The organism is Streptomyces sp. NPDC048057, assembly GCF_040653095.1.
GTDB lineage: Bacteria > Actinomycetota > Actinomycetes > Streptomycetales > Streptomycetaceae > Streptomyces.
Window position 1 is genome coordinate 170,604 of sequence record NZ_JBEZNF010000018.1, and the last position, 21,774, is coordinate 192,377.

Annotated in this window: 15 protein-coding genes; 9 read left to right on the plus strand and 6 right to left on the minus strand. The window is 74.2% G+C overall.

All coding sequences use genetic code 11. The features are described from left to right. The first annotated feature begins 27 nt into the window (after window positions 1-27). Together AB0E05_RS22300 and AB0E05_RS22305 are read left to right on the plus strand one after the other, a co-directional pair. Window positions 28-1,782 (plus strand): ABC transporter ATP-binding protein, encoded by a 1,755-nt coding sequence (locus AB0E05_RS22300; protein WP_361966083.1) that lies wholly within the window; start codon window positions 28-30, stop codon window positions 1,780-1,782. Next, window positions 1,779-3,533, plus strand: a complete 1,755-nt coding sequence (locus AB0E05_RS22305) for an ABC transporter ATP-binding protein (RefSeq protein WP_361966085.1) — start codon at window positions 1,779-1,781, stop codon at window positions 3,531-3,533. Before AB0E05_RS22300 ends, AB0E05_RS22305 begins: the two co-directional genes overlap by 4 nt. Before the next feature lie 18 nt (window positions 3,534-3,551). On the opposite strand, the gene AB0E05_RS22310 is transcribed toward AB0E05_RS22305, so the two are convergent. The 3 genes from AB0E05_RS22310 to AB0E05_RS22320 all read right to left on the minus strand — a co-directional run bounded on the left by AB0E05_RS22310 (window position 3,552) and on the right by AB0E05_RS22320 (window position 7,448). Beyond that, a complete protein-coding gene (locus AB0E05_RS22310) occupies window positions 3,552-4,157 on the minus strand; it encodes a response regulator transcription factor (protein WP_361966088.1) in 606 nt (201 codons plus the stop codon). A 237-nt stretch (window positions 4,158-4,394) separates the two neighbouring features. After that, entirely contained in the window at window positions 4,395-5,681 is a 1,287-nt protein-coding gene (paaK, locus tag AB0E05_RS22315) for a phenylacetate--CoA ligase PaaK (RefSeq protein WP_361966090.1), read from the minus strand. Between the two features lie 144 nt (window positions 5,682-5,825). Further along, window positions 5,826-7,448 carry an acyl-CoA synthetase gene (locus AB0E05_RS22320; RefSeq protein WP_361966092.1) on the minus strand — a complete coding sequence of 541 codons (1,623 nt, stop codon included), beginning with the start codon at window positions 7,446-7,448 and terminating at the stop codon, window positions 5,826-5,828. Between the two features lie 180 nt (window positions 7,449-7,628). Here AB0E05_RS22320 and AB0E05_RS22325 point away from each other — a divergent pair, with 180 nt between their 5' ends. The 7 genes from AB0E05_RS22325 (at window position 7,629) to AB0E05_RS22355 (ending at window position 15,781) form a co-directional block, all read left to right on the plus strand. Continuing rightward, complete coding sequence (locus tag AB0E05_RS22325) at window positions 7,629-8,474, plus strand: crotonase/enoyl-CoA hydratase family protein (RefSeq protein ID WP_361966094.1); 846 nt, start codon at window positions 7,629-7,631, stop codon at window positions 8,472-8,474. Between the two features lie 18 nt (window positions 8,475-8,492). Then, window positions 8,493-9,482, plus strand: coding sequence for an OB-fold domain-containing protein (locus AB0E05_RS22330; RefSeq protein WP_361966096.1), 990 nt, complete (start codon window positions 8,493-8,495; stop codon window positions 9,480-9,482). Beyond that, entirely contained in the window at window positions 9,479-10,567 is a 1,089-nt protein-coding gene (locus AB0E05_RS22335; RefSeq protein WP_361966098.1) for a thiolase domain-containing protein, read from the plus strand. Before AB0E05_RS22330 ends, AB0E05_RS22335 begins: the two co-directional genes overlap by 4 nt. Beyond that, window positions 10,567-11,766: a thiolase domain-containing protein gene (locus AB0E05_RS22340; RefSeq protein ID WP_361966100.1), complete on the plus strand. Its 1,200-nt coding sequence runs from the start codon at window positions 10,567-10,569 to the stop codon at window positions 11,764-11,766. The genes AB0E05_RS22335 and AB0E05_RS22340 overlap by 1 nt, the downstream gene beginning before the upstream one ends. Window positions 11,767-11,859: 93 nt before the next feature. Beyond that, a complete protein-coding gene (locus AB0E05_RS22345) occupies window positions 11,860-12,111 on the plus strand; it encodes a DUF397 domain-containing protein (RefSeq protein ID WP_361966102.1) in 252 nt (83 codons plus the stop codon). Between the two features lie 217 nt (window positions 12,112-12,328). Beyond that, on the plus strand, window positions 12,329-15,163 hold the full coding sequence (locus AB0E05_RS22350; protein WP_361966104.1) for an AAA family ATPase: 2,835 nt from the start codon (window positions 12,329-12,331) through the stop codon (window positions 15,161-15,163). Between the two features lie 117 nt (window positions 15,164-15,280). Further along, the gene (locus tag AB0E05_RS22355) at window positions 15,281-15,781 is read left to right on the plus strand and encodes a hypothetical protein (protein WP_361966106.1); all 501 of its coding nucleotides are present in this window, start codon (window positions 15,281-15,283) and stop codon (window positions 15,779-15,781) included. An 80-nt stretch (window positions 15,782-15,861) separates the two neighbouring features. Here AB0E05_RS22355 and AB0E05_RS22360 read toward each other — a convergent pair whose 3' ends face one another. The 3 genes from AB0E05_RS22360 to AB0E05_RS22370 form a co-directional block, all read right to left on the minus strand. Then, window positions 15,862-18,048: a terpene synthase family protein gene (locus tag AB0E05_RS22360; RefSeq protein ID WP_361966108.1), complete on the minus strand. Its 2,187-nt coding sequence runs from the start codon at window positions 18,046-18,048 to the stop codon at window positions 15,862-15,864. 82 nt (window positions 18,049-18,130) lie between these two features. After that, on the minus strand, window positions 18,131-20,062 hold the full coding sequence (locus AB0E05_RS22365) for an N-acetylmuramoyl-L-alanine amidase (protein WP_361966145.1): 1,932 nt from the start codon (window positions 20,060-20,062) through the stop codon (window positions 18,131-18,133). Window positions 20,063-20,536: 474 nt separating this feature from the next. Next, entirely contained in the window at window positions 20,537-21,655 is a 1,119-nt protein-coding gene (locus AB0E05_RS22370) for an aminoglycoside phosphotransferase family protein (protein WP_361966110.1), read from the minus strand. Window positions 21,656-21,774 lie beyond the last annotated feature (119 nt).

The following is a 21,774-nucleotide window of genomic DNA, read 5'->3' on the forward strand; positions in this document are numbered from 1 at the left end:
GTGCCCGGACCCATGAGGAAGGCCCCCATGCCGAGCAGCAGCCCGACGGAGGGACCCGTTCCGCACGGGCGCCCGGGCCTGGTGCTCCTGGTGTCGTGCGCCACGGGTGGGGCACTCGCCGCACTCGCCCTGCCCGCCGTGCTCGGCGACACCCTGGACCGGGCGGTCACCGACGGCAACGTCCCGTGGACCGCCGTGGCGCTGTGCGCCGCGCTGACGGCTACGGAGGCCGCGTTCGACGCCCTCGTCGTCCTCCTCGGCGGCACCCACACCGCAGTCCGCGCCGCCCGGCTGCGCACCGCGCTCCTTCGCCGGCTGCTGCGCACCGAGCCCCGCCACGCCGAAGCGCACCCGCCCGGTGACCTCACCACCCGCCTCACCGCCAACGCCGCCGAGGCGGCCACCGTGCCCGTCTCCGTCGCCACCGTCGTCTCCGGCGCCCTGGTGCCCGTCGGCGCCGCCGTCGCGCTGTTCCTCATCGACCCCTGGACGGGCCTCGCGCTGCTCGTCGGCTTCCCCGCCTTCGTGGTCCTGCTGCACCTGCTGGTGCGCCGCACCAGCGCCGCCGCGGCCGACTACCAGCACGAACAGGCGCTCATCGCCACCCGGCTCACCGAGACGCTGGAGGGCGCCGCCACCGTACGGGCGGCCGGAACCGCCCGGCGCGAACACGCCCGGATCACCGAGCCGCTCGGCCGGCTCGCCGCACACGGCCGCCGCACCTGGGACGTCCACGGCCGGGCCACCGCGGGCGCGGCCGTCCTGCTGCCGCTGCTGACCGTGCTCGTCCTCGCCGTCGCCGGCCTGCGGCTCGCGGCCGGCGCACTGAGCGTCGGCGACCTGCTGGCCGTCTCGCGCTACGCCGTCCTCGCTGTCGGACTCGGCGTCCTCACCGGCGCCCTGAGCGCCATCGCCCGCGGGCGCAGCGCCGCCCGCCGGCTCGACCCCCTCCTCGCGCTGCCCGCCGTGCCCCACCGCTCGCTGACCCTGCCGTCCGACGGCCCCGGCACCCTCGAACTGCGCGGTGTCCACGTGGTGCGCGAGGGCCGGCAGCTGCTGACGGACGTGTCCTTCACCGTGCCCGGAGGCACGTCGGCCGCGGTGGTGGGCCGCTCCGGCGCCGGCAAGTCCCTGGTGGCCGCCGTGGCCGGCCGGCTCACCGACCCCGACACGGGGCGGGTCCTCCTCGACGGCGTCCCCCTCGACGGGGTCGCCCCCGACGCGCTGCGCCACGTCGTCGCGTACGCCTTCGCCCGGCCCGCACTGCTCGGCACGACCGTCGAGGACGCCGTCGCCGTCGGCCCGAGCCGACCCTCGAAGCAGGCCCTGCGCGACGCCCTGCGCGACGCGTCCGCCGACGGCTACGTGTCACTGCTTCCGCTCGGCGCGCACACCCCCCTCGCCGACGCGCCGCTGTCCGGCGGCGAGTACCAGCGCCTCGGACTGGCCCGGGCGTTCGCCCGCGGCGGACGCCTCCTGGTGCTCGACGACGCCACCTCCAGCCTCGACACCGTCACCGAGGACCGCATCCAGCGGGCCCTGTCGCGCCGCGCCGGCAGTTGCACCCGTCTCGTCGTCGCCCACCGCGTCTCCACGGCCGCCGCAGCGGACCGCGTCGTCTGGCTGGCGGACGGCACCGTACGGGCCGTCGGCCGCCACCGGGACCTGTGGCGCGACGCGGCCTACCGCGAACTGTTCCAGCCGGCCGAAGCCGAATCCAGTGCCGAAGTCGACGTCGGCGAGTCTGCGCCCGGCGACGCCCTGGACGAGGTGCGGCCATGAGCCGGGCCACCGCCGCGGAGACCGGGGCGCTGCGGCGCGTCGTCCGTGAAGGGCTGCCGTTCCTCCGCGCACGGCGCCGCGTGTTGCTGCGGCTCACGGGCTGGTCGCTGCTGGAGTTCGGGCAGACCTTCGTCACCGGCTTCGCCATCGCCCGCGCCCTCGACGACGGTTTCCTCGCGGACGCGCCCACCACCGGCCTGGTGTGGTTGGCCGTCGCCGCGGTCGCCGTGGTGCCCGCGCTCTTCGCCGCCCGCGGCGTCTTCGGCGGGCTCGCCGACCTGGTGGAGCCGCTGCGGGACGGGCTGGTGCGGCGGGCGGTGGCCCGGGCCCTTGGCGCCGGACTGAACCGCGCCACCGCCGCCACCACCCACTCCGTCTCCCAGGTCACCCACCAGAGCGAGATCGCCCGTGACGGCTGGGCCGGACTCACCCTCGCGACCAGGGGGTTCGTCTTCACCTCCGCCGGCGCGCTGAGCGGGATGGCGACCCTGTCGCCGCGGCTGCTGGTCGTCGTCCTGCCGCCACTGCTGCTCGGCACCGCGCTGTTCCTGGCGACGCTGGTGCCCATGGGCGCCCGTCAGCGTGCCTACCTCGACCTGGACGAGGAGTTCGCCGCGCACGCCGGGCAGGCCGCGGGCGCGCTGCGGGACATCGCCGCCACGGGTGCCGCCGGACCGCTCGGCGAGCGCACCGGGAACCTCACCGAGCAGCAGACCCGGGCGTCCCGTTCGCTCGCCCGCTGGAGCGCCGTCCGCGTCATCGCCCTCGCCGTCGGCGAACGGGCCCCCGTGGTCCTGCTGCTGGCAGCGGCGCCGTGGCTGTTGCGCAGCGGGGTGAGCACCGGCGCGCTCGTCGGCGCGTTCGCCTATGTGACGACGGCGCTGGCACCGGCCCTGAACGCGCTGCTGAACGCGCTGGGTACCGCCGGCGGTCGACTCGTCGTGGTGCTGGACCGCTTCACGGGACCGGCGCCGCTGCCCCCGGCGCCCGACCCCGCCCGCACCCGTCGCCCCGCCCCCGCGGCCGGCGCCGGCGCCGAGTTGCGCGCGGTCACCTTCGCGTACGGACCGCACGCCCGGCCCGTCCTCGACGGGCTGGACCTCGTCCTCGAACCCGGTGACCACCTGGCCGTCGTCGGCCCCAGCGGCAGCGGCAAGTCCACCCTCGCCGCCGTGCTCGCCGGCGTGACGGCCCCCACCGCCGGCGAGGTGCACTGGCTGGGGCGCCCCGCCGCACGGTGGGAGCCCACCGACGTACGGACCCTGCTGCCCCAGCAGCCGTACGTCTTCACCGGCACGCTCCGCGACAACCTGCGCTACCTGCGGCCGGACGCCTCCCACGCCGAGGTCGCCGCTGCGGTGGCGGCCATCGGGCTCGACACCCTCGCCGCCCGGCTCGGCGGCCTGGACACGCCCTTCGACCCACGGCGGCTCTCCCGCGGGGAGTGCCAACTCGTGGCGCTGGGCCGCGCGCACGTGGCGGCGACGCCCCTGCTCATCCTGGACGAGGCGACCAGCCATCTGGACCCCGCCGCGGAGGCCCGCGCCGAGACGGCGCTCGCCGCCCGGGGCGCGACGACCGTGGTCATCGCCCATCGACTCACCTCGGCCCGGCGTGCGCGACGGGTCCTGGTGATGGACGGCACCCGGACCGACTGCGGCACACCGGACGAGCTGCTGTCGCGCTCCCCGCTCTTCCGTGAACTGGCCGGGCACTGGGCCGCCGACCTCGACCGCCTCCCCGGTGCCTGACGACCCGCCCCCGGTGTCCTACAACCAGCCGAAGTCCCGGGAGAGCCGTATCGCATCGAGGCGGTTGCGGCCGCCGGTCTTGCGTATCGCCGCGGCGAGGTAGTTGCGCACCGTACCGCTGGCGAGGTGCAGTGCGCTCGCTATCGAGGTGACCGACTCGCCTTCGGCCGCCAGGGCGAGCACCCGTAACTCACGTGGTGACAGTGGCACGTCCGCGGCCCTGAGCAGGCCGAAGGCGAGCGACTCGTCGATGTGGCGGCCCCCCGTCGCCACCTTGCGCACCACGGCGCACAGGCTGTCGACGGGGCCGAGTTTGTCGACGTACCCCGTGGCGCCGGCGTCGCTGGCCCGGCGCAGGTCACCGGCGCGGTCCCCGCGCGCCAGCACCATCAGGGCCGGTGCCTCGACGGCCGGCTTCCGTATGGACTCCATGAAGGTGAGCACTTCCAGCGAGTGGGGACAGTCCAGATCCGTCAGGACGACGTCAGGCGGACATTCCTCCATGAAGGCGCGCACTCCTCCCTTGTCCGTTGCCCGTACGTCCAGGCGCGCGTCCGTGCTGAGCAGGCAGGCCAAAGAGGCTCGCCACAGGGACACCGCGTGAACCAGAAGAACGGTCGTCATGTGAAGCTCCTCGGGTCGTGTCGTGGCTCTCCACGCAGAATCTGCGCGCCCCCGTACGCTCTGTGCGCGACTTTTCACCAGTTGAGCACGGTTGAAACGCGTGCCACTGACGAACTGCCTAATTGCGTTCGGCGCAGTGCGAGAGGTGGCCAGAAAGCACGGCCGGCGCGCGGTGACGCCCCGGATCCCGCTAAGCTGAGGGGTTATCAGAAATGATCCGGAGGGTTCCCGCGGTCGCTACCTCCGCAGATCCACGATCCGCTGGACCTTGCCCGTCGAGCGCTCCAGGGTGTCCGGATCCACCACCTCGACCGTTACCGAAACGCCGACGCCGTCCTTGACGGCCGCCGCGACCGCCCGGGCCGCCGCGGTGCGCTCCTCGCGCGTGCTGCCCGGGCGCGCCTCGGTCAGCACCGTCAGCGCGTCCAGCCGGCCCTCGCGGGTGAGCCGCAGTTGGAAGTGGGGCGCGAGGCGGGGCGTGCGCAGCACGACCTCCTCGATCTGGGTGGGGAAGACGTTCACCCCGCGCAGCACGATCATGTCGTCGCTGCGGCCGGTCACCCTCGCCATGCGGCGGAAGGCCGGCCGCGCCGTGCCGGGCAGCAGCCGGGTGAGGTCCCGCGTCCGGTAGCGGACCACGGGCACCGCCTCCTTGGTGAGGGTGGTGAAGACCACCTCGCCGGGCGCGCCGTCCGGCAGCACCTCGCCCGTGGACGGGTCCACGACCTCGGGCAGGAAGTGGTCCTCCCAGACGTGTAGCCCGTCCTGGGTCTCCACGCACTCCTGCGCCACCCCCGGCCCCATGACCTCCGACAGCCCGTAGATGTCGACGGCGGCGATCGCGAACCGCTCCTCGATCTCCCGGCGCATCTCCTCCGTCCAGGGCTCCGCGCCGAAGATCCCCACCTCCAGCGAGGTGGACCGCGGGTCGACGCCCTGGCGTTCGAACTCGTCGAGGAGGGTGAGCATGTACGACGGAGTCACCATGACGATCCGCGGGCGCAGGTCCTGGATCAGGCGCACCTGGCGGCCCGTCATGCCGCCGGAGGCGGGGATCACCGTGCAGCCGAGCCGCTCGGCGCCGTAGTGCGCGCCGAGTCCGCCGGTGAAGAGGCCGTAGCCGTACGCGACGTGGACCCGGTCGCCGGGGCGGCCCCCCGCGGCGCGGATCGAGCGGGCCACGACGTCCGCCCAGACGTCCAGGTCGTGCGCGGTGTACCCGACCACGGTCGGCTGCCCCGTGGTGCCGCTGGAGGCGTGGATGCGGGCCACCCGGGACTCGGGGACCGCGAACATCCCGTACGGGTAGTTCTCCCGCAGGTCCTCCTTGTCGGTGAAGGGGAAGCGGGCGAGGTCGGCGAGGGTGCGGCAGTCGTCGGGGCGGACCCCGGCGGCGGCGAAGGAGCGACGGTAGAAGGGGACGTTCTCGTACGCGTGGCGCAGGGTCGCGCGCAGCCGTTCCAACTGGAGGGCTTCGAGCTCCGGGCGGCTCAGGCGCTCCGCCGCGTCCCGCAGGTCCGTCATGCTGACCGCTCCCGTCCCTCGTCGGCCGACCGATCATTCGGTCTTGCTGGAGATCAGTAATCCAGCACGTCACGCCCGATGGCAAGGGGGCGACCGGGGCTTCTTCCGCGACCGGGGGCGGGGCGTCCTACGCGCTCGGCGCGGTCACGGCGCGGCGGCCCGGGTCGCCACCGCGCGGGCCCAGCGGTAGTCCGCCTTGCCGCTGGGGGAGCGCTGGATCTCGTCGGCGACCACCAACTGGCGGGGGATCTTGTAGCCGGCGAGCTTGGTGCGACAGTGCTCCCGGATCTCGTCCAGCGTCGGGGCCCGCACTCCGTCGCGGACCTGGACGACGGCGGCCACCCGATGGCCCCACTGGTCGTCGGGCACCCCGGCGACCAGGGCGTCGTACACGTGGGGATGTGCCTTCAGCGCCTGCTCGACCTCCTCCGGGTACACCTTCTCGCCACCGGTGTTGATGCACTGGGAGCCCCGGCCGAGCACGGTCACGACGCCCTCGTCGTCCACCGTCGCCATGTCGCCCAGCAGTACCCAGCGCTCCTCGCCGCGCCGGAAGAAGGTGCCGGCCGTCTTCGCCGGGTCGTTGTAGTAGCCGAGCGGGACGTGGCCGCGCTGGGCGATCCGCCCGGGCTCGCCGACCGCGACCGGCTCGTGCGTCACCGGGTCCACCACCGCCGTGCGCGCGTTCACCCGGAGCCGGAACCCCCGCTCCGGGCCCGAGTCGTCGGTCGCCGTGCCGTTGAAGCCGGACTCCGACGAGCCGAAGTTGTTGAGCAGCATCACGTGCGGGGCGAGCGCCGCGAACTGGGCGCGCACGGTCTCCGACATGATCGCCCCGGAGGAGGAGACGCTGAACAGCGCGGACAGGTCGGTGCCCGCCAGCGGCCCGTTGAGCGCGTCGATCAGCGGCCTGAGCATGGCGTCCCCCACCAGGGACACGCTGGTCACCTTCTCCGCCGCGATCGTCCGCAGCACCTCGTGGGGGGCGAACTTGCGGTGCAGGACCACCCGCTGGCCGAAGTCGAAGCCGATGAACGCGGTCAGCGTGGACGTGCCGTGCATCAGCGGGGCGGTGGGGAAGAAGGTGATGCCGTCGCCGCCAGCGGCGACCCGCGCGGCCAGCTCCTCGGGCCGCGCCACCGGCTCCCCGGTCGGCGCGCCCCCGCCGAGACCGGAGAAGAACAGGTCCTCCTGGCGCCACATCACCCCCTTGGGCATCCCGGTAGTGCCGCCGGTGTAGATGATGAAGAGGTCGTCGGCGGAGCGGTCGGGAAAGGAGCGCTCGGGCGAGCCGGCCGCCTCGGCCCGGGCGAAGGGAACGGCGTCGACCGCCGGCGCGTCCTGCGGCGGGGCGCCGACCCGTACGAGGTGGCGCAGCTTCTCGGTCTGCGGCAGCGCACCGGCCACCCGCCCGGTGAACTCGGCGTCGAAGACGAGCGCCACCAGGTCCGCGTCCCGGTACAGATACGCCAACTCCTCCTCAACGTAGCGGTAGTTGACGTTCACCGGCACGATGCGCGCCTTGAGGCAGCCGAGCAGCGTCTGGAGGTACTCGACCCCGTTGTAGAGGTGCAGCCCCAGGTGCTCGCCCGGCCGTACGCCGACGTCCAGCAGGTGGTGGGCGATCCGGTTGGCCGCGGCGTCCACCTGTGCGTAGGTCAGTCGGTGCGCCGCCCCCGTCCCGGGGTGGTCGAGGTACACCAGCGCCTCGCGCTCGGGCACCACGTCGACGACGGACTCGAAAAGGTCGGCAAGGTTGTACTCCACCGCTCCTCCTGACCCGGCACACACCCCGGCGGAGTGCCCGTTGGCGGTCATTACAGCGCCGGACGCCCGAACTGTGAAGGGCCGGCGCACAATTATCTGACTATCTGTCAGAACACTCTTGAACTGGGACTCGACCTCCTGCAACCTGTTCTGGGTCCTCGTCAGACGGGAGGTCATGAGATGCAGACCGAACCACAGGGACGGCCGAAGCAGCCGGCGGCCGACGGAGGGACGGAACACCTCGCCGTACGGCGCGAGGGCGCCACCCTCGTCCTCACCCTGAACCGGCCGGAGGCGAAGAACGCCCTGTCGCTGCCCATGCTCGTCGGCCTGTACGACGGCTGGCTGGCCGCCGACGCCGACGACTCCGTGCGGTCGATCGTCCTCACCGGCGCCGGCGGCTCCTTCTGCGCCGGCATGGACCTCAAGGCCCTCGCCGGCCGGGGCGCACCGGTCGCCGACGCGTACCGACAGCGGATGAAGGACGACCCGGACCTGCACTGGAAGGCCATGCTCCGCCACCACCGCCCCCGCAAACCGGTGATCGCCGCCGTCGAGGGCCCCTGCGTCGCCGGCGGCACCGAGATCCTCCAGGGCACCGACATCCGGGTGGCCGGCGCCGGCGCCGTCTTCGGACTCTTCGAGGTGCGGCGCGCGCTCTTCCCGATCGGCGGCTCCACCGTGCGCCTACCGCGCCAGATCCCCCGCACCCATGCCCTGGAGATGCTGCTCACCGGCCGCCCCTACACCGCCGACGAAGCGCAGCGCATCGGGCTCGTCGGCCAGGTCGTCCCCGACGGGACCGCGCTGGAGCGGGCTCTGGCCCTCGCGGAGATGGTGAACGCCTGCGGCCCCCTCGCCGTCGAGGCGGTGAAGGCGTCCGTGTACGAGACGGCGGAGCTGACGGAGGCCGACGGGCTCGCCGCCGAACTGGCCCACGGCCGGCCGATCTTCGACACGGAGGACGCGAAGGAGGGCGCCCGCGCCTTCGCCGAGAAGCGCGACCCCGCATACCGCCGCCGCTGACCTTCCGAGGAGCAGCCCATGACGTCCGCCGCCACCTCCCCCCCGCCGTCCCCACCGAACGCTGCCCGCACCCCGCTCGTCGCCCCGCTGATCGTGGAGTTCCCCTTCACCCGCTCCCTCGGGCCCGTGCAGAGCGCCTTCCTCACCGGGCTGCGCGAGTCCACCGTCCTCGGCGTGCGCACCGAGGACGGCCGGGTCCTGGTGCCTCCGGTCGAGTACGACCCCGACACCGCCGCCGAACTGCGCCACCTGGTGCAGGTCGGCGCCACCGGCACCGTCACCACCTGGGCCTGGAATCCCGAACCCCGCCGCGGCCAGCCCCTCGACACCCCCTTCGCCTGGGTGCTGGTCCGGCTCGACGGAGCCGACACCGCGCTGCTGCACGCCCTGGACGCCCCCGGCCCCGAGGCCGTGCGCACGGGCCTGCGGGTGCGGATCCGCTGGGCCGCGACACGCACCGGCGCCATCACCGACATCGTCTGCTTCGAGCCGTACGACGGACCGCCCGAGAACGCCGGGGGCGAGCACTCCGGCACCTTCGACGACCCCGTCACCGGCATCGTCACCCCCGCCCGCCTCGACTACACCTACGCACCCGGCCGGGCCCAGAGCCGCCATCTGCACGCTCTGGCCGAACGCCGGATCGTCGGCGAACGCTGCCCGCGCTGCCGCAAGGTGTACGTCCCGCCCCGCGGCGCCTGCCCCACCTGCGGCGTCGCCACCACCGACCCGGTCGAGGTCGGCCCGCGCGGCACGGTCACCACCTTCTGCATCGTCAACATCAAGGCCAAGAACCTCGACATCGAGGTGCCGTACGTGTACGCCCACATCGCCCTCGACGGCGCCGACCTCGCCCTCCACGGCCGGATCGGCGGCATCCCGTACGACGAGGTCCGCATGGGACTGCGGGTCGAACCCGTGTGGACCGACGACGGGCGCTACCCCGACCACTACCGCCCCACCGGCGAACCGGACGCCGACTACGACGCCTACAAGGAGCTGCTGTGACGCGGACGAGGGACGCGAGGCAGCTCGGACGCGTCGGACCCGCCAGGGACGTCGCCGTCGTCGCCTTCGCCCAGAGCCCGACCCGGCGCACGAGCGACGACGTCTCCGAAGTCGAGATGCTGATGCCGGTGCTGCACGAGGTGCTGGCGCGCACCGGGCTGCGCACCGGCGACATCGACTTCACCTGCTCCGGCTCCTGCGACTACCTCGCCGGACGGGCCTTCTCCTTCACCATGGCTCTCGACGGCGTCGGCGCCTGGCCGCCGATCGCGGAGTCCCACGTGGAGACGGACGGCGCCTTCGCCCTGTACGAGGCGTGGGTGAAGCTGCTGACCGGTCAGGCCGAGACCGCGCTGGTGTACGCGTACGGCAAGTCGTCCCCCGGCCGGCTCCGCGACGTCCTCACCCGCCAACTCGACCCCTACTACCTCGCCCCGCTGTGGCCGGACTCGGTGGCCCTGGCCGCGCTGCAAGCCCGCGCGCTCCTCGACGCCGGTCTCACCACCGAGGCGGAACTCGCCGCGATCGGCGCCCGCAGCCGCACGGACGCGGCCGCCAACCCCCGCGCCCAACTGCGCGGCGACGTCGACCACGGCGACCCGGTCGTCCACCCGCTGCACACCGGGGACTGCCCGCCGATCGGGGACGGCGCCGCCGCCGTGGTCCTCGCCGCCGGCGACCGCGCCCGCGAGCTGTGCGAACGCCCCGCCTGGATCCGCGGCATCGACCACCGCATCGAGGCGCACGCCCTCGGCGTGCGCGACCTCACCGACTCGCCCTCCACCCGGCTCGCCGCCGAGCGCGCCGGGGCCTTCGAACGCCCCGTCGACACGGCCGAACTGCACGCGCCCTTCACCAGCCAGGAAGTCGTGCTGCGCCGCGCCCTCGACCTCGACGCCGGCGTACGGATCAACCCCTCCGGCGGGGCGCTCGCCGCCAACCCGGTCATGGCCGCCGGACTCGTCCGCATCGGCGAGGCCGCCGCCCGCATCCAGCGCGGCGCCTCACAGCGGGCCCTCGCCCACGCCACCTCGGGCCCCTGCCTCCAACAGAACCTGATCGCCGTCCTGGAAGGGGACTCGTGATGCCGACGGTCCGCGCACCGGCCGCACCGGCCGCGCACAAGGAGCCCGTCGCCGTCGTCGGCGTCGGCCAGACCAAGCACGTCGCCGCCCGCCGCGACGTCTCCCTCGCCGGACTCGTCCGCGAAGCCGCCCTGCGCGCCCTCGCGGACGCCGAACTGACGTGGGCGGACGTGGACGCCGTCGTCATCGGCAAGGCCCCCGACTTCTTCGAGGGCGTGATGATGCCGGAGCTGTACCTCGCGGACGCGCTCGGCGCCGTCGGCAAGCCCGTGCTGCGCGTCCACACCGCCGGCTCCGTCGGCGGCTCCACCGCCCTGGTCGCCGCCGACCTCGTCGCCGCCCGGGTGCACTCCACCGTCCTCACGCTCGCCTTCGAGAAGCAGTCCGAGTCCAACGCCATGTGGGGCCTGTCCCTGCCCGTACCCTTCCAACAGCCCCTGCTCGCCGGCGCCGGCGGCTTCTTCGCCCCCCATGTGCGCGCCTACGTCCGGCGCACCGGCGCACCGCCCGCGATCGGCTCCCTCGTCGCGTACAAGGACCGGCGCAACGCCCTCAAGAACCCCTACGCCCATCTGCACGAACACGACCTCACCCTGGCCCGCGTCCAGGAGTCCCCCATGCTCTGGGACCCCATCCGCTACTCCGAGACCTGCCCGTCGTCCGACGGGGCCTGCGCCATGGTGCTCACCGACCGCGCCGGCGCGGCCCGTTCGCCCCGCCCCCCGGCCTGGCTGCACGGCGGCGCCATGCGCAGCGAACCGACGCTCTTCGCCGGCAAGGACTTCGTCTCCCCGCAGGCCGGCAAGGACTGCGCGGCCGACGTCTACCGACAGGCCGGGATCAGCGACCCGCGCCGGGAGATCGACGTCGTCGAGATGTACGTCCCCTTCTCCTGGTACGAGCCGATGTGGCTGGAGAACCTGGGCTTCGCCGCGGAGGGGGAGGGGTGGAAGCTCACCGAGTCCGGCGTCACCGCACTCGACGGCGACCTGCCGGTGAACCCCTCGGGCGGGGTGCTGTCCACCAACCCCATCGGCGCCTCCGGCATGATCCGCTTCGCCGAGGCCGCCCTCCAGGTGCGGGGCGCGGCCGGGGAGCACCAGGTGGAAGGGGCCCGCCGAGCCCTCGGACACGCCTACGGCGGCGGCTCGCAGTTCTTCGCCATGTGGCTGGTCGGCGCCGAACCCCCCACCAGCTGACCGGCCGTGGGCCTGGGCCGCCGTCAGCGGCCTGTCGGCGAGGGGGCGCGGTCGCTACGCTGACCGACGAAACCGCGCGGGAGGAGCCTCATCGTGGCCGACAGCACCACCGGTACCACCACCGCCCAGCCGTTCTCCGGCTGGGACAAGCCCGACCTCGACCTCAGCAACGCCGACTGGCGCTCGGGCAGCCACGGTGCGGGGGACGTCCAGATCGCCTTCGTGGAGGGGTTCATCGCGATGCGCAACGCCGGACGGCCCGAAAGCCCGTCGCTGATCTTCTCCCCCGCCGAGTGGCGCGCCTTCGTGCTGAACGCCCGTGACGGGGAGTTCGACCTGACCTGAGCGGCGCGCCCGCCGTGACGGCGTCGCACGCGATCCGCCCGTTACCGGATGACCGGGAGTTTCGGCAACTGGAACGTCCGGGATCCTGCCGAAAGCCGGGAAAGTCGGGCGGACCGGGCCCCGACGGCCGCCGGTCCGCGTACCCTGAGGTCCCTCGACGACGTGTGTTCGGCGCCCCCGCACCTGCCGGGCGTGCGACCGGGCGTGGGGGTTGCACATGAGGCGACGAGCAGGCGCGGCAAGCCGCCGACTGTTCGAACGGGAGGCGGAACTGGCCGCGCTCGACGAAGCGCTGGCCGAGCTGCAACCCGATCGTGCCGACGCCGACCCCGCCGATCCCGACCACTGCGCCGACGGTCCCGAGGCCGACCGCCCGCGCGGCGGACTCCTCGCCTTCGCCGGCCCCGCCGGACTCGGCAAGACGACCCTGCTGGCCGAGGTGCGCCGCCGGGCCGCGGCCCGCGGCTGCACCGTGCTCTCGGGCCGCGGCGGCGAACAGGAACAACAGGTCGCCTTCCACGTCGCCCGCCAACTGCTGCAACCCCGGCTCGCCGGCCACCGGGAGGCCGAACTGCGCTCCCGGCTCGGCAGCTGGTACGCCATCGTCGGCCCCGCGCTCGGGCTGTGCGCGGACACCGACGGCTCGCCCCCGGACCACCAGGGGCTGCGCGACGGCCTCGACTGGGTCCTCACCCACCTCGCGCTCACCAGCGCCCCGCTCGTCCTCGTCCTCGACGACGCCCACTGGGCCGACCCCGAGTCCCTCGGCTGGCTCGCCTCCTTCGCGCCGCGCGCCGAAGAGCTGCCGATGCTGCTCGTCGTCGCCTACCGGCCGGAGGAACTGCCCGAGCACGCCCACCAGTTCCGCCGTCTGCCCGGCCGCGCCGGCGGACGCCCGCTCGACCTCGAACCCCTCACCGCACCCGCCGTGGGCACCCTGGTGCGCGAACACCTCGGCCCCGAGGCCGACGCCGCCTTCTGCCGGGAGTGCTGGGTCGTCACCGGCGGCAACCCCTTCGAGACGATAGAGCTCCTCGCCAAGGTCCGGGACCGCGGCATCGCACCCACCGAAGCCGGCGCGCCCCTGCTGCGGGACCTGGCCGCCGCCGTCAAGGGCAGCGGGCTGATAGCCCGGCTGGAACGCCTCGGCCCCTCCACCGTCCGCTTCGCCTGGGCCGGCGCCGTCCTGGGCACCGAGATCCCGCCCGAACTCGCCGCCGCCGTCGCCGGGCTCGGCACCGAACAGGCCGCCGACGCCGCCGACCGGCTGCGCGGCGCCCGCATCCTCACCGGCGCCGACACCCTGGAGTTCGTCCACCCCCTGATAGCCACGGCCGTGTACCGGGCGATACCCGACGCCGTCCGGGTCGCCCTGCACGGCCAGGCCGCCTGGTGCACGGTGGACGCCGGACTCGGCGCCACGGCCGCCGCCCGCCACCTGCTGGAGACCCACCCCGAAAGCGACTCCTGGGCGGTGCGCCAACTGCGCGCCGCCGCCCGGGAGACCCTGCGCGCCGGGGCGCCCGAAGCCGCCCGCCGCTTCCTCGCCCGCGCCCTGCGCGAGCCGCCCGTGCCGGAGGAGCGGGCCCTCGTCCTGTACGAACTGGGCTGCGCCTCACTGCTCACCGAGCCCGCCACCACCGTCAACCACCTGCGGGCCGCACTCGACGAACCGATCCGCGATCCGGCGCTGCGCCAGGGCATCGTGTACCGCCTCGCCCAGGTCCTCGCCCACTCCGACCGCCTCGCCGAAGCGTCCGAACTGCTCTCCCGCGAGGCCCGGCGCACCACCGACCCGCGCGCCCGCCTCAGGCTCCGGGCCCACCGCCTGATGTGGGACGCCTTCCGCGCCGACGAACAGGAGTCCCCGGCCCGCTCCCGGCGACTGGCCCGGCTCGCCGACCGCCTCACCGGCCGCGACGTGACGGAGCGGTACGTCTTCGGACTGCGCGCCTGGGACGCCACGCTCCGCGGCGAGCCCGCCCCCGTCGCGCTCCAGCACGCCGAACGCGCCCTCGACGGCGGGCTGAGCTGGGCCGTCGCGGACCGCGGATTCGAAGTGCCCGCCCTGGTCGCGCTCACCTTCCTGTACGCCGATCGCCCCGAGCGCGCCGAAGAGCTGTTCGCCGCCGGCACCGCCGAGTTCGAACACCACGGCTGGCGCGGCGCGCACCTGTCCTTCGCGTACACCCTGCTGGCGTACATCCGCTACCGGCGCGGACGCCTCACGGAGGCAGAGGAGCACGGCCGCGCCGGGCTGCGGCTCGCCGAGCGCGTGGGCCGCGGCACCCCCGCCGAGTGGTACTCGGTGGCCACCCTCGTGGCGGTGCTGCTGGCCCGCGGCCGGGTCGACGAAGCGACGGCGATCGCCCGCGACCACGACTTCGGCGAGCCGTTCCCGGCCGCCGTCACCTTCCCCGACGCCCAGACCGTGTACGGGGAACTCCTCCTCGCCCGGGGCCGCACGGCGGAGGCGGTGGGCGAACTGGCCTCGGCGGGCCACCGGCTGGACGCCCGGGGCATCCGCAACCCCGCCTGGTGCCCCTGGCAGCTCCACCTCGCCGTCGCCGAACACCCCGTCGCCCCCGACCGGGCCCGCGCCGCGGCCCGCGACGCGCTGGAGCGCGCCCGTCGGTTCGCCGCGCCGTCCGTCGTCGGCCAGGCCCTGCGGGTCGCCGCCGAAGTCGGCGAGGAGCACGAGCGCACGTCCCTGCTGACGGAGGCCGTGGCCGCGCTGGAACGTTCATCCGCGGCGTACGAACTCGCCCGGGCCCTGGTCGCCCTCGGCACCCATCTGTGCCGCACCGGCCGGGTGCGCGAGGGCGTCGACCACCTGGCGCGCGGGCTGACGACGGCCCTGCGGTGCGGCGCGGACGCGCTCGCCGCCACGGCCCGTGACGAGCTGACGGCGGCGGGTGGGCGGCCCGGCGAGCCGCCGGCCCCGGAGTGGGAGCCGCCCGTCGTGCCGTCACCCCGCCAGGGGGAGCAGCCCGGCGCGCCCCCGCTGCTGCCCGTCGCCCCTCGGCACGCGGGCCCGGGCGACCTGCTGTAGGGCTCGTCCCCGGCGGTCGGGGACGGTGCGCCACCGGTGCGTTGGCCGGGCCCGGGCCCGGCGTTTCGGGGCCGCCCCCGGTCCGGCCGACCGGTTCCGGACACGTACCATGGCGGTATGTCCTTCCTCCGCCGCCGCAGCGCCGCCACTCCCGCCGGCCCGGACTTCGACGTCCTGGCCATGGACCCGGGGGACTGGCCCGGGAATCTCGGCGCGGGCCTGCTGCCCGCGCCCGACGGCACCTGCCAGGGGGTCTTCCTCCGGTACGACCTGTTCGGCGGCCGTGGCCCCGCGATGATCATCGGGAACCTGCCGCAGGGCTCCCCGGCGCGCGAGCTGGCGCAGGGGCAGGTGCCCTTCGAGGTCGCGCAGCTGCTGCTGGCGCTGGAGAACGAGGAGCCGGTGGAGGTCGTGGGCTCGGAGGAAGTGCCCGTGATGCAGGGGGACAACCTGCTGATCGTGCGCCGGCTCAAGCTCTCCGAGAGCCGGATCTCCTGCGTCCAGTTCGACCGCAGCGACGACGTCCTGGTCACCATCGCGAGCTGGGACCGGCCGATCACGGACGACCTCTACGCGCTGTTGAAGCCGCTGCCGGCGGAGCTGTTCCAGCAGGGCTGACGCCCGCGGCCCGGGCGCGTCGCGCCGCGCGATCCGAGGAGATCGCGCGGCGCTGCTTTGTGTCGTGAGGGGCCCGGCGGTCAGCGCGCCAACAGGGTCGCCAGCCGGACCGCCGCGGTCCCCAGCCCCGAGGGCTGGCCGAGGCGCGCGGTGCCGGCGCCCGCGTGGACGTCGTCCTCGCCGTAACGACGGACGTTCCGGTGCCAGTTCACGATGCCCGCCATCCAGTCCTGGAGCTCCCCGACGTAGGCGTCGAGCTGCGCCCGCTGGTCGGCGTCGAGCCCCAGGTCCGCGACGAGGACGGGCAGTTCGTTCTCCTTGACGTGCAGGAACTGCCGCAACCGGCCCCGCAGCAGGTCGTCGACGATCCGCAGCGCGGCCCGGTGGTCACAGCCGAAGAACGTCTGCACCACCAGCAGGGCGTTGTGCACCTCGCCGTCGACCTCGATCTCCTTCTGGTAGGAGAAGAGGTCGTTGACCAGGCAGGCGTAGGTGACCGCAGCGCTCTCCAGGCTGCGCACCGTCCCGCTGCGCAGCACCGTCGCCGGCAGCCGCTGCGAGCGCCGAAGCCGGCACAGCAGCAGGGTGAGGTCGGAGCCGAAGGTGTCCCGGCGCATCTCCAGATAGTCCACGGGGTCCGGCACGCGGTGCTGCGTCAGGTTGTGCAGCTCCCACAGCCAGCTCTCCAACATGGCCGCGATCGCGTCGCGCAGCTCCTGCCGCGCGTCGGGCGCCATGGGGCCGGCGGTGCGCACCCACAGGTCGGCAAGACCGCGCTCCAGCGGGCTGACGGCGTACGCGGGAGCCGCTGCCGGCTCGTCGAGCGGCATGCACGCCAGCAGCCGCTCGTTGGTCAGTCGGGCGCCCGCGAGGTTCTTCGTCCGGCCGAAGACGATGGGGTAGTAGTCGTCGGCGTAGGTGCCCCAGGTCAGCCACTCGGCGCTGAGCGTCAGCTCCTCGGGCGTGGCGTCGGGGTCGATGCCGGCCGCGCAGAGCGCGAGGTCGAAGCCGCGGAGCAGCGGCCCGTCCCAGATGTCGCCCAGCAGCCCGGTGCGCTCCGCCCACGCCACGGAGCGCTCCCGGGCCTGCTCGTGGTGGGGGCTGAGCGCCAGGGGGAACGGCAGGTCGAAGTCGGGGAGCAGGGACGGGCCGGTCTTCTGGTGCGGCACGTGCGTGAAGGTGCGCAGCCGGGCTGCGGCCGGGCGGCCGAAGAGCGTGGTGACGTCCAGCGCGGAGGTGCCGAGGACGCCGCCGAGCAGGGAGCGCCCCGGGGCGGCGCCCTCGTTCATGTAGCGGCTGGAGCGCAGGTGCCACTCGTGGCCGCCGGACTGCCAGTCCTGGAGGCCCTTGGCGTACAGCGCGACCGCCGAGCACTCGGCGGGGGACAGGTCCTTCTCCCGGCACAGGGCCGGGACCTCGGTCAGCGCGGTGTTCTCGAACTGCTGGAGGCGCGAGGTCAGCAGGTCGTTGACCACCTCGGCGGCCTCCTGCGTCGGGCAGTCGAGGAAGGTCTCCAGCACGAGGACGCCGTTGCTCAACTCGCCCTCGTCCTCCACCTCCCGCTGGTAGGAGAAGAGGTCGTTGCGCAAGTGCACGGCGTCGGCGAAGGTCTCCGTCAGCACCCGCAGCGGCCGGGTGCGGGCGACCGCGGCCGGCACCTCCGCGTCCGCCGCGAACTCCACCAACTGCGCGGACCAGGGCGCGCCGCCGACCTTGCGGCGCATCTCGATGTACTCGACGGGGTTGGCGATCCGCCCCTCGTTGATGTTGGACAGCTCCCAGATGGACTCGTTGAGCAGATTGCGCGTCGACTCGGCGAACCGGGCGCGCCACGCCGGACCCATGTGCACCACGGTCCGCTGCCACAGGTCCGCGAGGCCCGCCTCCACCGGATTGGTCGGCTCCGGCACCTGCCGACCGGGGGCCATCGGCATGAAGGCCGGCAGCCGGTCGAGGTACGCCTGGCCGCCCGCCCGGTCCTGGGTGCGCTTGAAGGTCTCCAGGAAGTGGTCGTCGAAGAAGAAGACCCACACGTACCAGTCGGTGACCAGGGACAGCTTCTCCGCGTCGCAGTCGGGGTGGGTGTAGGCGCACAGTCCGGCGTAGTCGTGCGCTTCGAGGTCGCTCTCCTCCCAGATGCCGGACCCCTCCAGCATCCCCATCCGGCGCGCCCACGCGCGGGTGTGCGTCCGCGCCGTCTCGACGTGGGCGTTCAGGCGCGCCGGGTGGGGCAGGTAGAAGTCGGGCAGGACGAAGGGCTGTGCCATGCGTGCCGGGCCTTTCCGGTCAGACGGAACGGTTTACCGGCGTGTCCTGCCCATCACCTGGATGGCCCACGCTCTGGATGGATTAGTCATATGATCCCATGAGCGTCACGTCGGCCGCCTTGACGAAGGCGATCCGGTGTCCGAACTGGATCTGGTAGTACGACTCCTGGCCGCGCACCACCCGGTGGGCCGACGTGTCGAACGTCGGTGCGTACAGGTACTCGCCGGGCACCCGGTCGCCCACCACGTACCGCTGCCCCGCGAGCAGCCGGTACGGCAGCGGGGAGAGGGCCTGCACCGGTACGTCCGCCGGATACGCCGCCGCCTCCGGATATGCCCTGCCGTACACCGGCACCTCCGCCAGGCCCTCCCGGGGCGTGAGCACAACGCCCCGCGCGCCCACCGCCGTCGGCTGCGCGGCGGGATCGTGGAACCACGCCTTCGTGCCCAGGTACCAGATCGCCGTCCAGTCGCCGCGGCGCTCCGCCACCGCGTACTGCTGGCCGGTGGAGGCCCGGGCGCCGACGTCGTTGACGTTGGTCGTCGATTCGCTGCCGTCCGGCCGCAGCCCGATGTCCTTGACCAGCGGCGCGTCCGCCGACGGCGCCGTGTGCAGCCGCACCGCCCCGGAACCGTGCGGCGCGCAGGGCTCGCCGGGCTTGACGCAGCCCGTGTACGGGGGCCGGTGGTGCGCGTAGTCGGGACGCACCGTCACCACCGCCGACCGCGGCCCCGCCGCGGCCTCGAAGGGCCGGCCCAGCAGCGTGAAGTAGTGGGCCCAGTCCCAGTACGGCCCCGGGTCGGTGTGCATGCCGCGCACGCCGGCCGCCGTCGAACCGGGCACGTTGTCGTGGCCGATGACGTGTTGACGGTCCAGCGGGATCCCGTATCGCTTCGCCAGATGACGCACCAGCCGCGCCGAGGAGCGGTACATCGCCTCCGTGTACCAGGCGTCCGGGGCGGCCAGGAAGCCCTCGTGCTCCAGCCCGACGGACGTGGCGTTCACGTACCAGTTGCCGGCGTGCCAGGCGACGTCCTTGAGCGGCACGTGCTGGGCGACGTGCCCGTCCGAGGAGCGCAGCGTGTACTGCCAGGAGACGTACGCGGGGTCCTGCACCATGCGCAGCGCCGAGTCCCAGTACCCCTCCACGTCGTGGACGACGATGTGGCGCACCGACTGGGAGACGGGCCGGTCGGCCTTGTCGTGGTTGCCGTAGTCGCCCTCGCCGAGCTCCTCGTACGGCGCGGGAACCCACTCGCAGGACACGGTGCGCGGGCACTCCGTCCGCCCTCGGTCGGCGGTACGCAGCCCCAGCCCCGCCACCTGCGCGCGGTCGGCCACCGCGCCCGCGTCGGGTGCGAGCGCCACGCGCTGGCCGGCGTCGGTGCGCCGGCTGTGACCGGTGCGGATCACCTCGAAGACGTCGTCCGCGTACGCGCTCGCCGTCGCCGCGTCGTCCGCGGCGGAGAACGCCGCCACCGCCCCGTACCAGTCCGCCGGATCCGGGCTCGGGGCCCGTCCCAGGCGCCGCTGGGCGTCGGCGAGCAGGGCCGCGCCCCCGAGCACATTGGCCCGGGCGCTGGTGCGCAGCTCCTCGGGCGCAAGCCCCGACAGTGCGGCGGCCCGCTCCAGGGTCCGCAGCCGCGCCGGCAGCGAGGCGGTGTCCGGCACGGCGGCGGGCGTCCGCACCGCGGCGCCGGCGTGCACCGTCGGACGGGGGACCCCGTCGCGCCCAGCGCGCCCGTCGTGCGAGCCGTGCGCGCCGTGCCCAGGTCTCGGGGCGCTCGCCAGCGCCGTCCGGGCATCGGTGAGGTGCATCGGGCCGTAGCCGCCGATGACGCTCGCCGCCCCGCCGTGGCCGTCCCACCGCGACTGGAGGTACGCCACCCCCAGCAACACGCCCTGCGGGACCCCGTACTGCCGGGCGGCGTGGGCGAAGTCCCGCTGGAGCGACTCAGTCGCCGGCGCCGCGTCCGGGCCCCGCGGTGCGGTGGCCGCGGCGCCCGGCGTCAGCGTCGACAGCAGCAGGGCCGCGGACGCCACCGCAGCGCCCGACCCCCGCGGGAGGGCCCGGCGTGCACGGCGCGCGCGACGCGTGGACGGGTGAACGGATCGGTGCACGGCGGCCTCCGGGTGCGTACGGTGCGCGACGGGCGTGCGAAGCAGGGCCTGCTTCAGGGGTATCGGTTGCCACACGGACCGTCAAACATGCGTGACGCAGCGGAACACCCCACGTCAGGAGGCATGTCGCGGAACTTTCAAGGGCACGCCGCCGCCGGCCTGCACGGCGTCTCAGGTCCATGCCAATGCCGTCCGTGTGCAACGGAGTTCACGAGATCCGGCCGATTCCTCCGTTGGCAGCAGCGGGCCCGTGACGACCCACCTGCTCACCGGACGCGCAGAAGTGCCGTGCACCCGGTGAGTGAACACCGGACGCACGGCACTTCTCCGCGGCTCTGCGGGCCAGCGGCCCGTCCGTCGCCGCTCTCAGCGCGTACCGACCGCGGCACGCACCGCCCGCCGGGCCATCGCGCAGTCGTCGTGCAACCGGCGCAGCAGCAGCCGCTGCTCCTCGCCCGTCGACAGACCGCTCGGGGTGGTGGGCACCGCGCCTCCCGCGGGGGGCGCCTCCCTCATAGTCCGCTGGACCGCGGTCTCGTAGGTACGGATCTCCCGGGTCAACACCAGCATCAGGTTCACCAGGAAGGCGTCCCGTGCCGCCGGCCCCTTGCGCTGGGCGAGCTGACTGATCCACCGCCGCTCGGCCGGCGCGTCACCGAGGACCGACCAGAGCGTGGCCAGGTCGTACCCCGGCAGGTACCACCCGGTGTGCTCCCAGTCGACCAGCACCGGCCCCGTGGGGGAGAGCAGGACGTTGGAGAGCAGCGCGTCGCCGTGGCAGAACTCGCCGATCGGCCCGCGGTGACCCGCGTTCGCCAGCCCGTGCAGCAGCTTCTGGAGGTCGCCCAGGTCCCGGTCGGTGAAGAGCCCCAGCTCGTGGTAGCGGGAGAGCCGTGACGCGTAGTCCAGCGGCGCGGCGAACAGCCCGGCCGGCGGTCGCCAGTCGTTCAGCCGGACCACGGCCCCCACCACGGCGCGGATGTCCGCCCGCGGCGGAGCCTCGACCGGGTGCCTGCTCAGGCCCGCGGCCCGGCCCGGCATCCGCTCGATCACCAGGGTGCAGTTGTCCGGGTCGGCCGCGATCAGCCGCGGCAGCCGCGCCGGAGGACGGTGCCGAACGAAAGTGCGATATGCAGCTATTTCGTGCCGGAAGCGCTCGGTCCACACCGGCGAGTGGTCCAGCAGGCACTTCGCGACCGCCGTCGTGCGGCCGGTCGTCCCGACGATCAGTACCGAGCGGCCGCTGCGGCGCAGGACCTGCACCGGACGGAACTCCGGACAGATCCGGTGCACCGAGGCGACGGCCATCCTCAGCTGGGCGCCCTGGGGTCCGGACAAGTCGATCCTCCCGCTGAGCGGCAGGCCGACCAGGGCGGCGGCCCCCCTGAACCGCGGGGGACGCCTGACCTGAGGTCCGGCTCCGACCGCCGCTGCGGAACGCGGGGACTGGGGTGGCGCGGTCACGGCGGACGATGCTGCGTGCATGGGGTGACAGATCCCTTCGTGCGCCGACGGATTGCGTGCGCTGCCCCGCCCCGGCGAAACCTCACGCCCTGGGGAACGCGGCGGTCGCCGGGCCGGGGTGGCGCGTTCCTACGTCACAC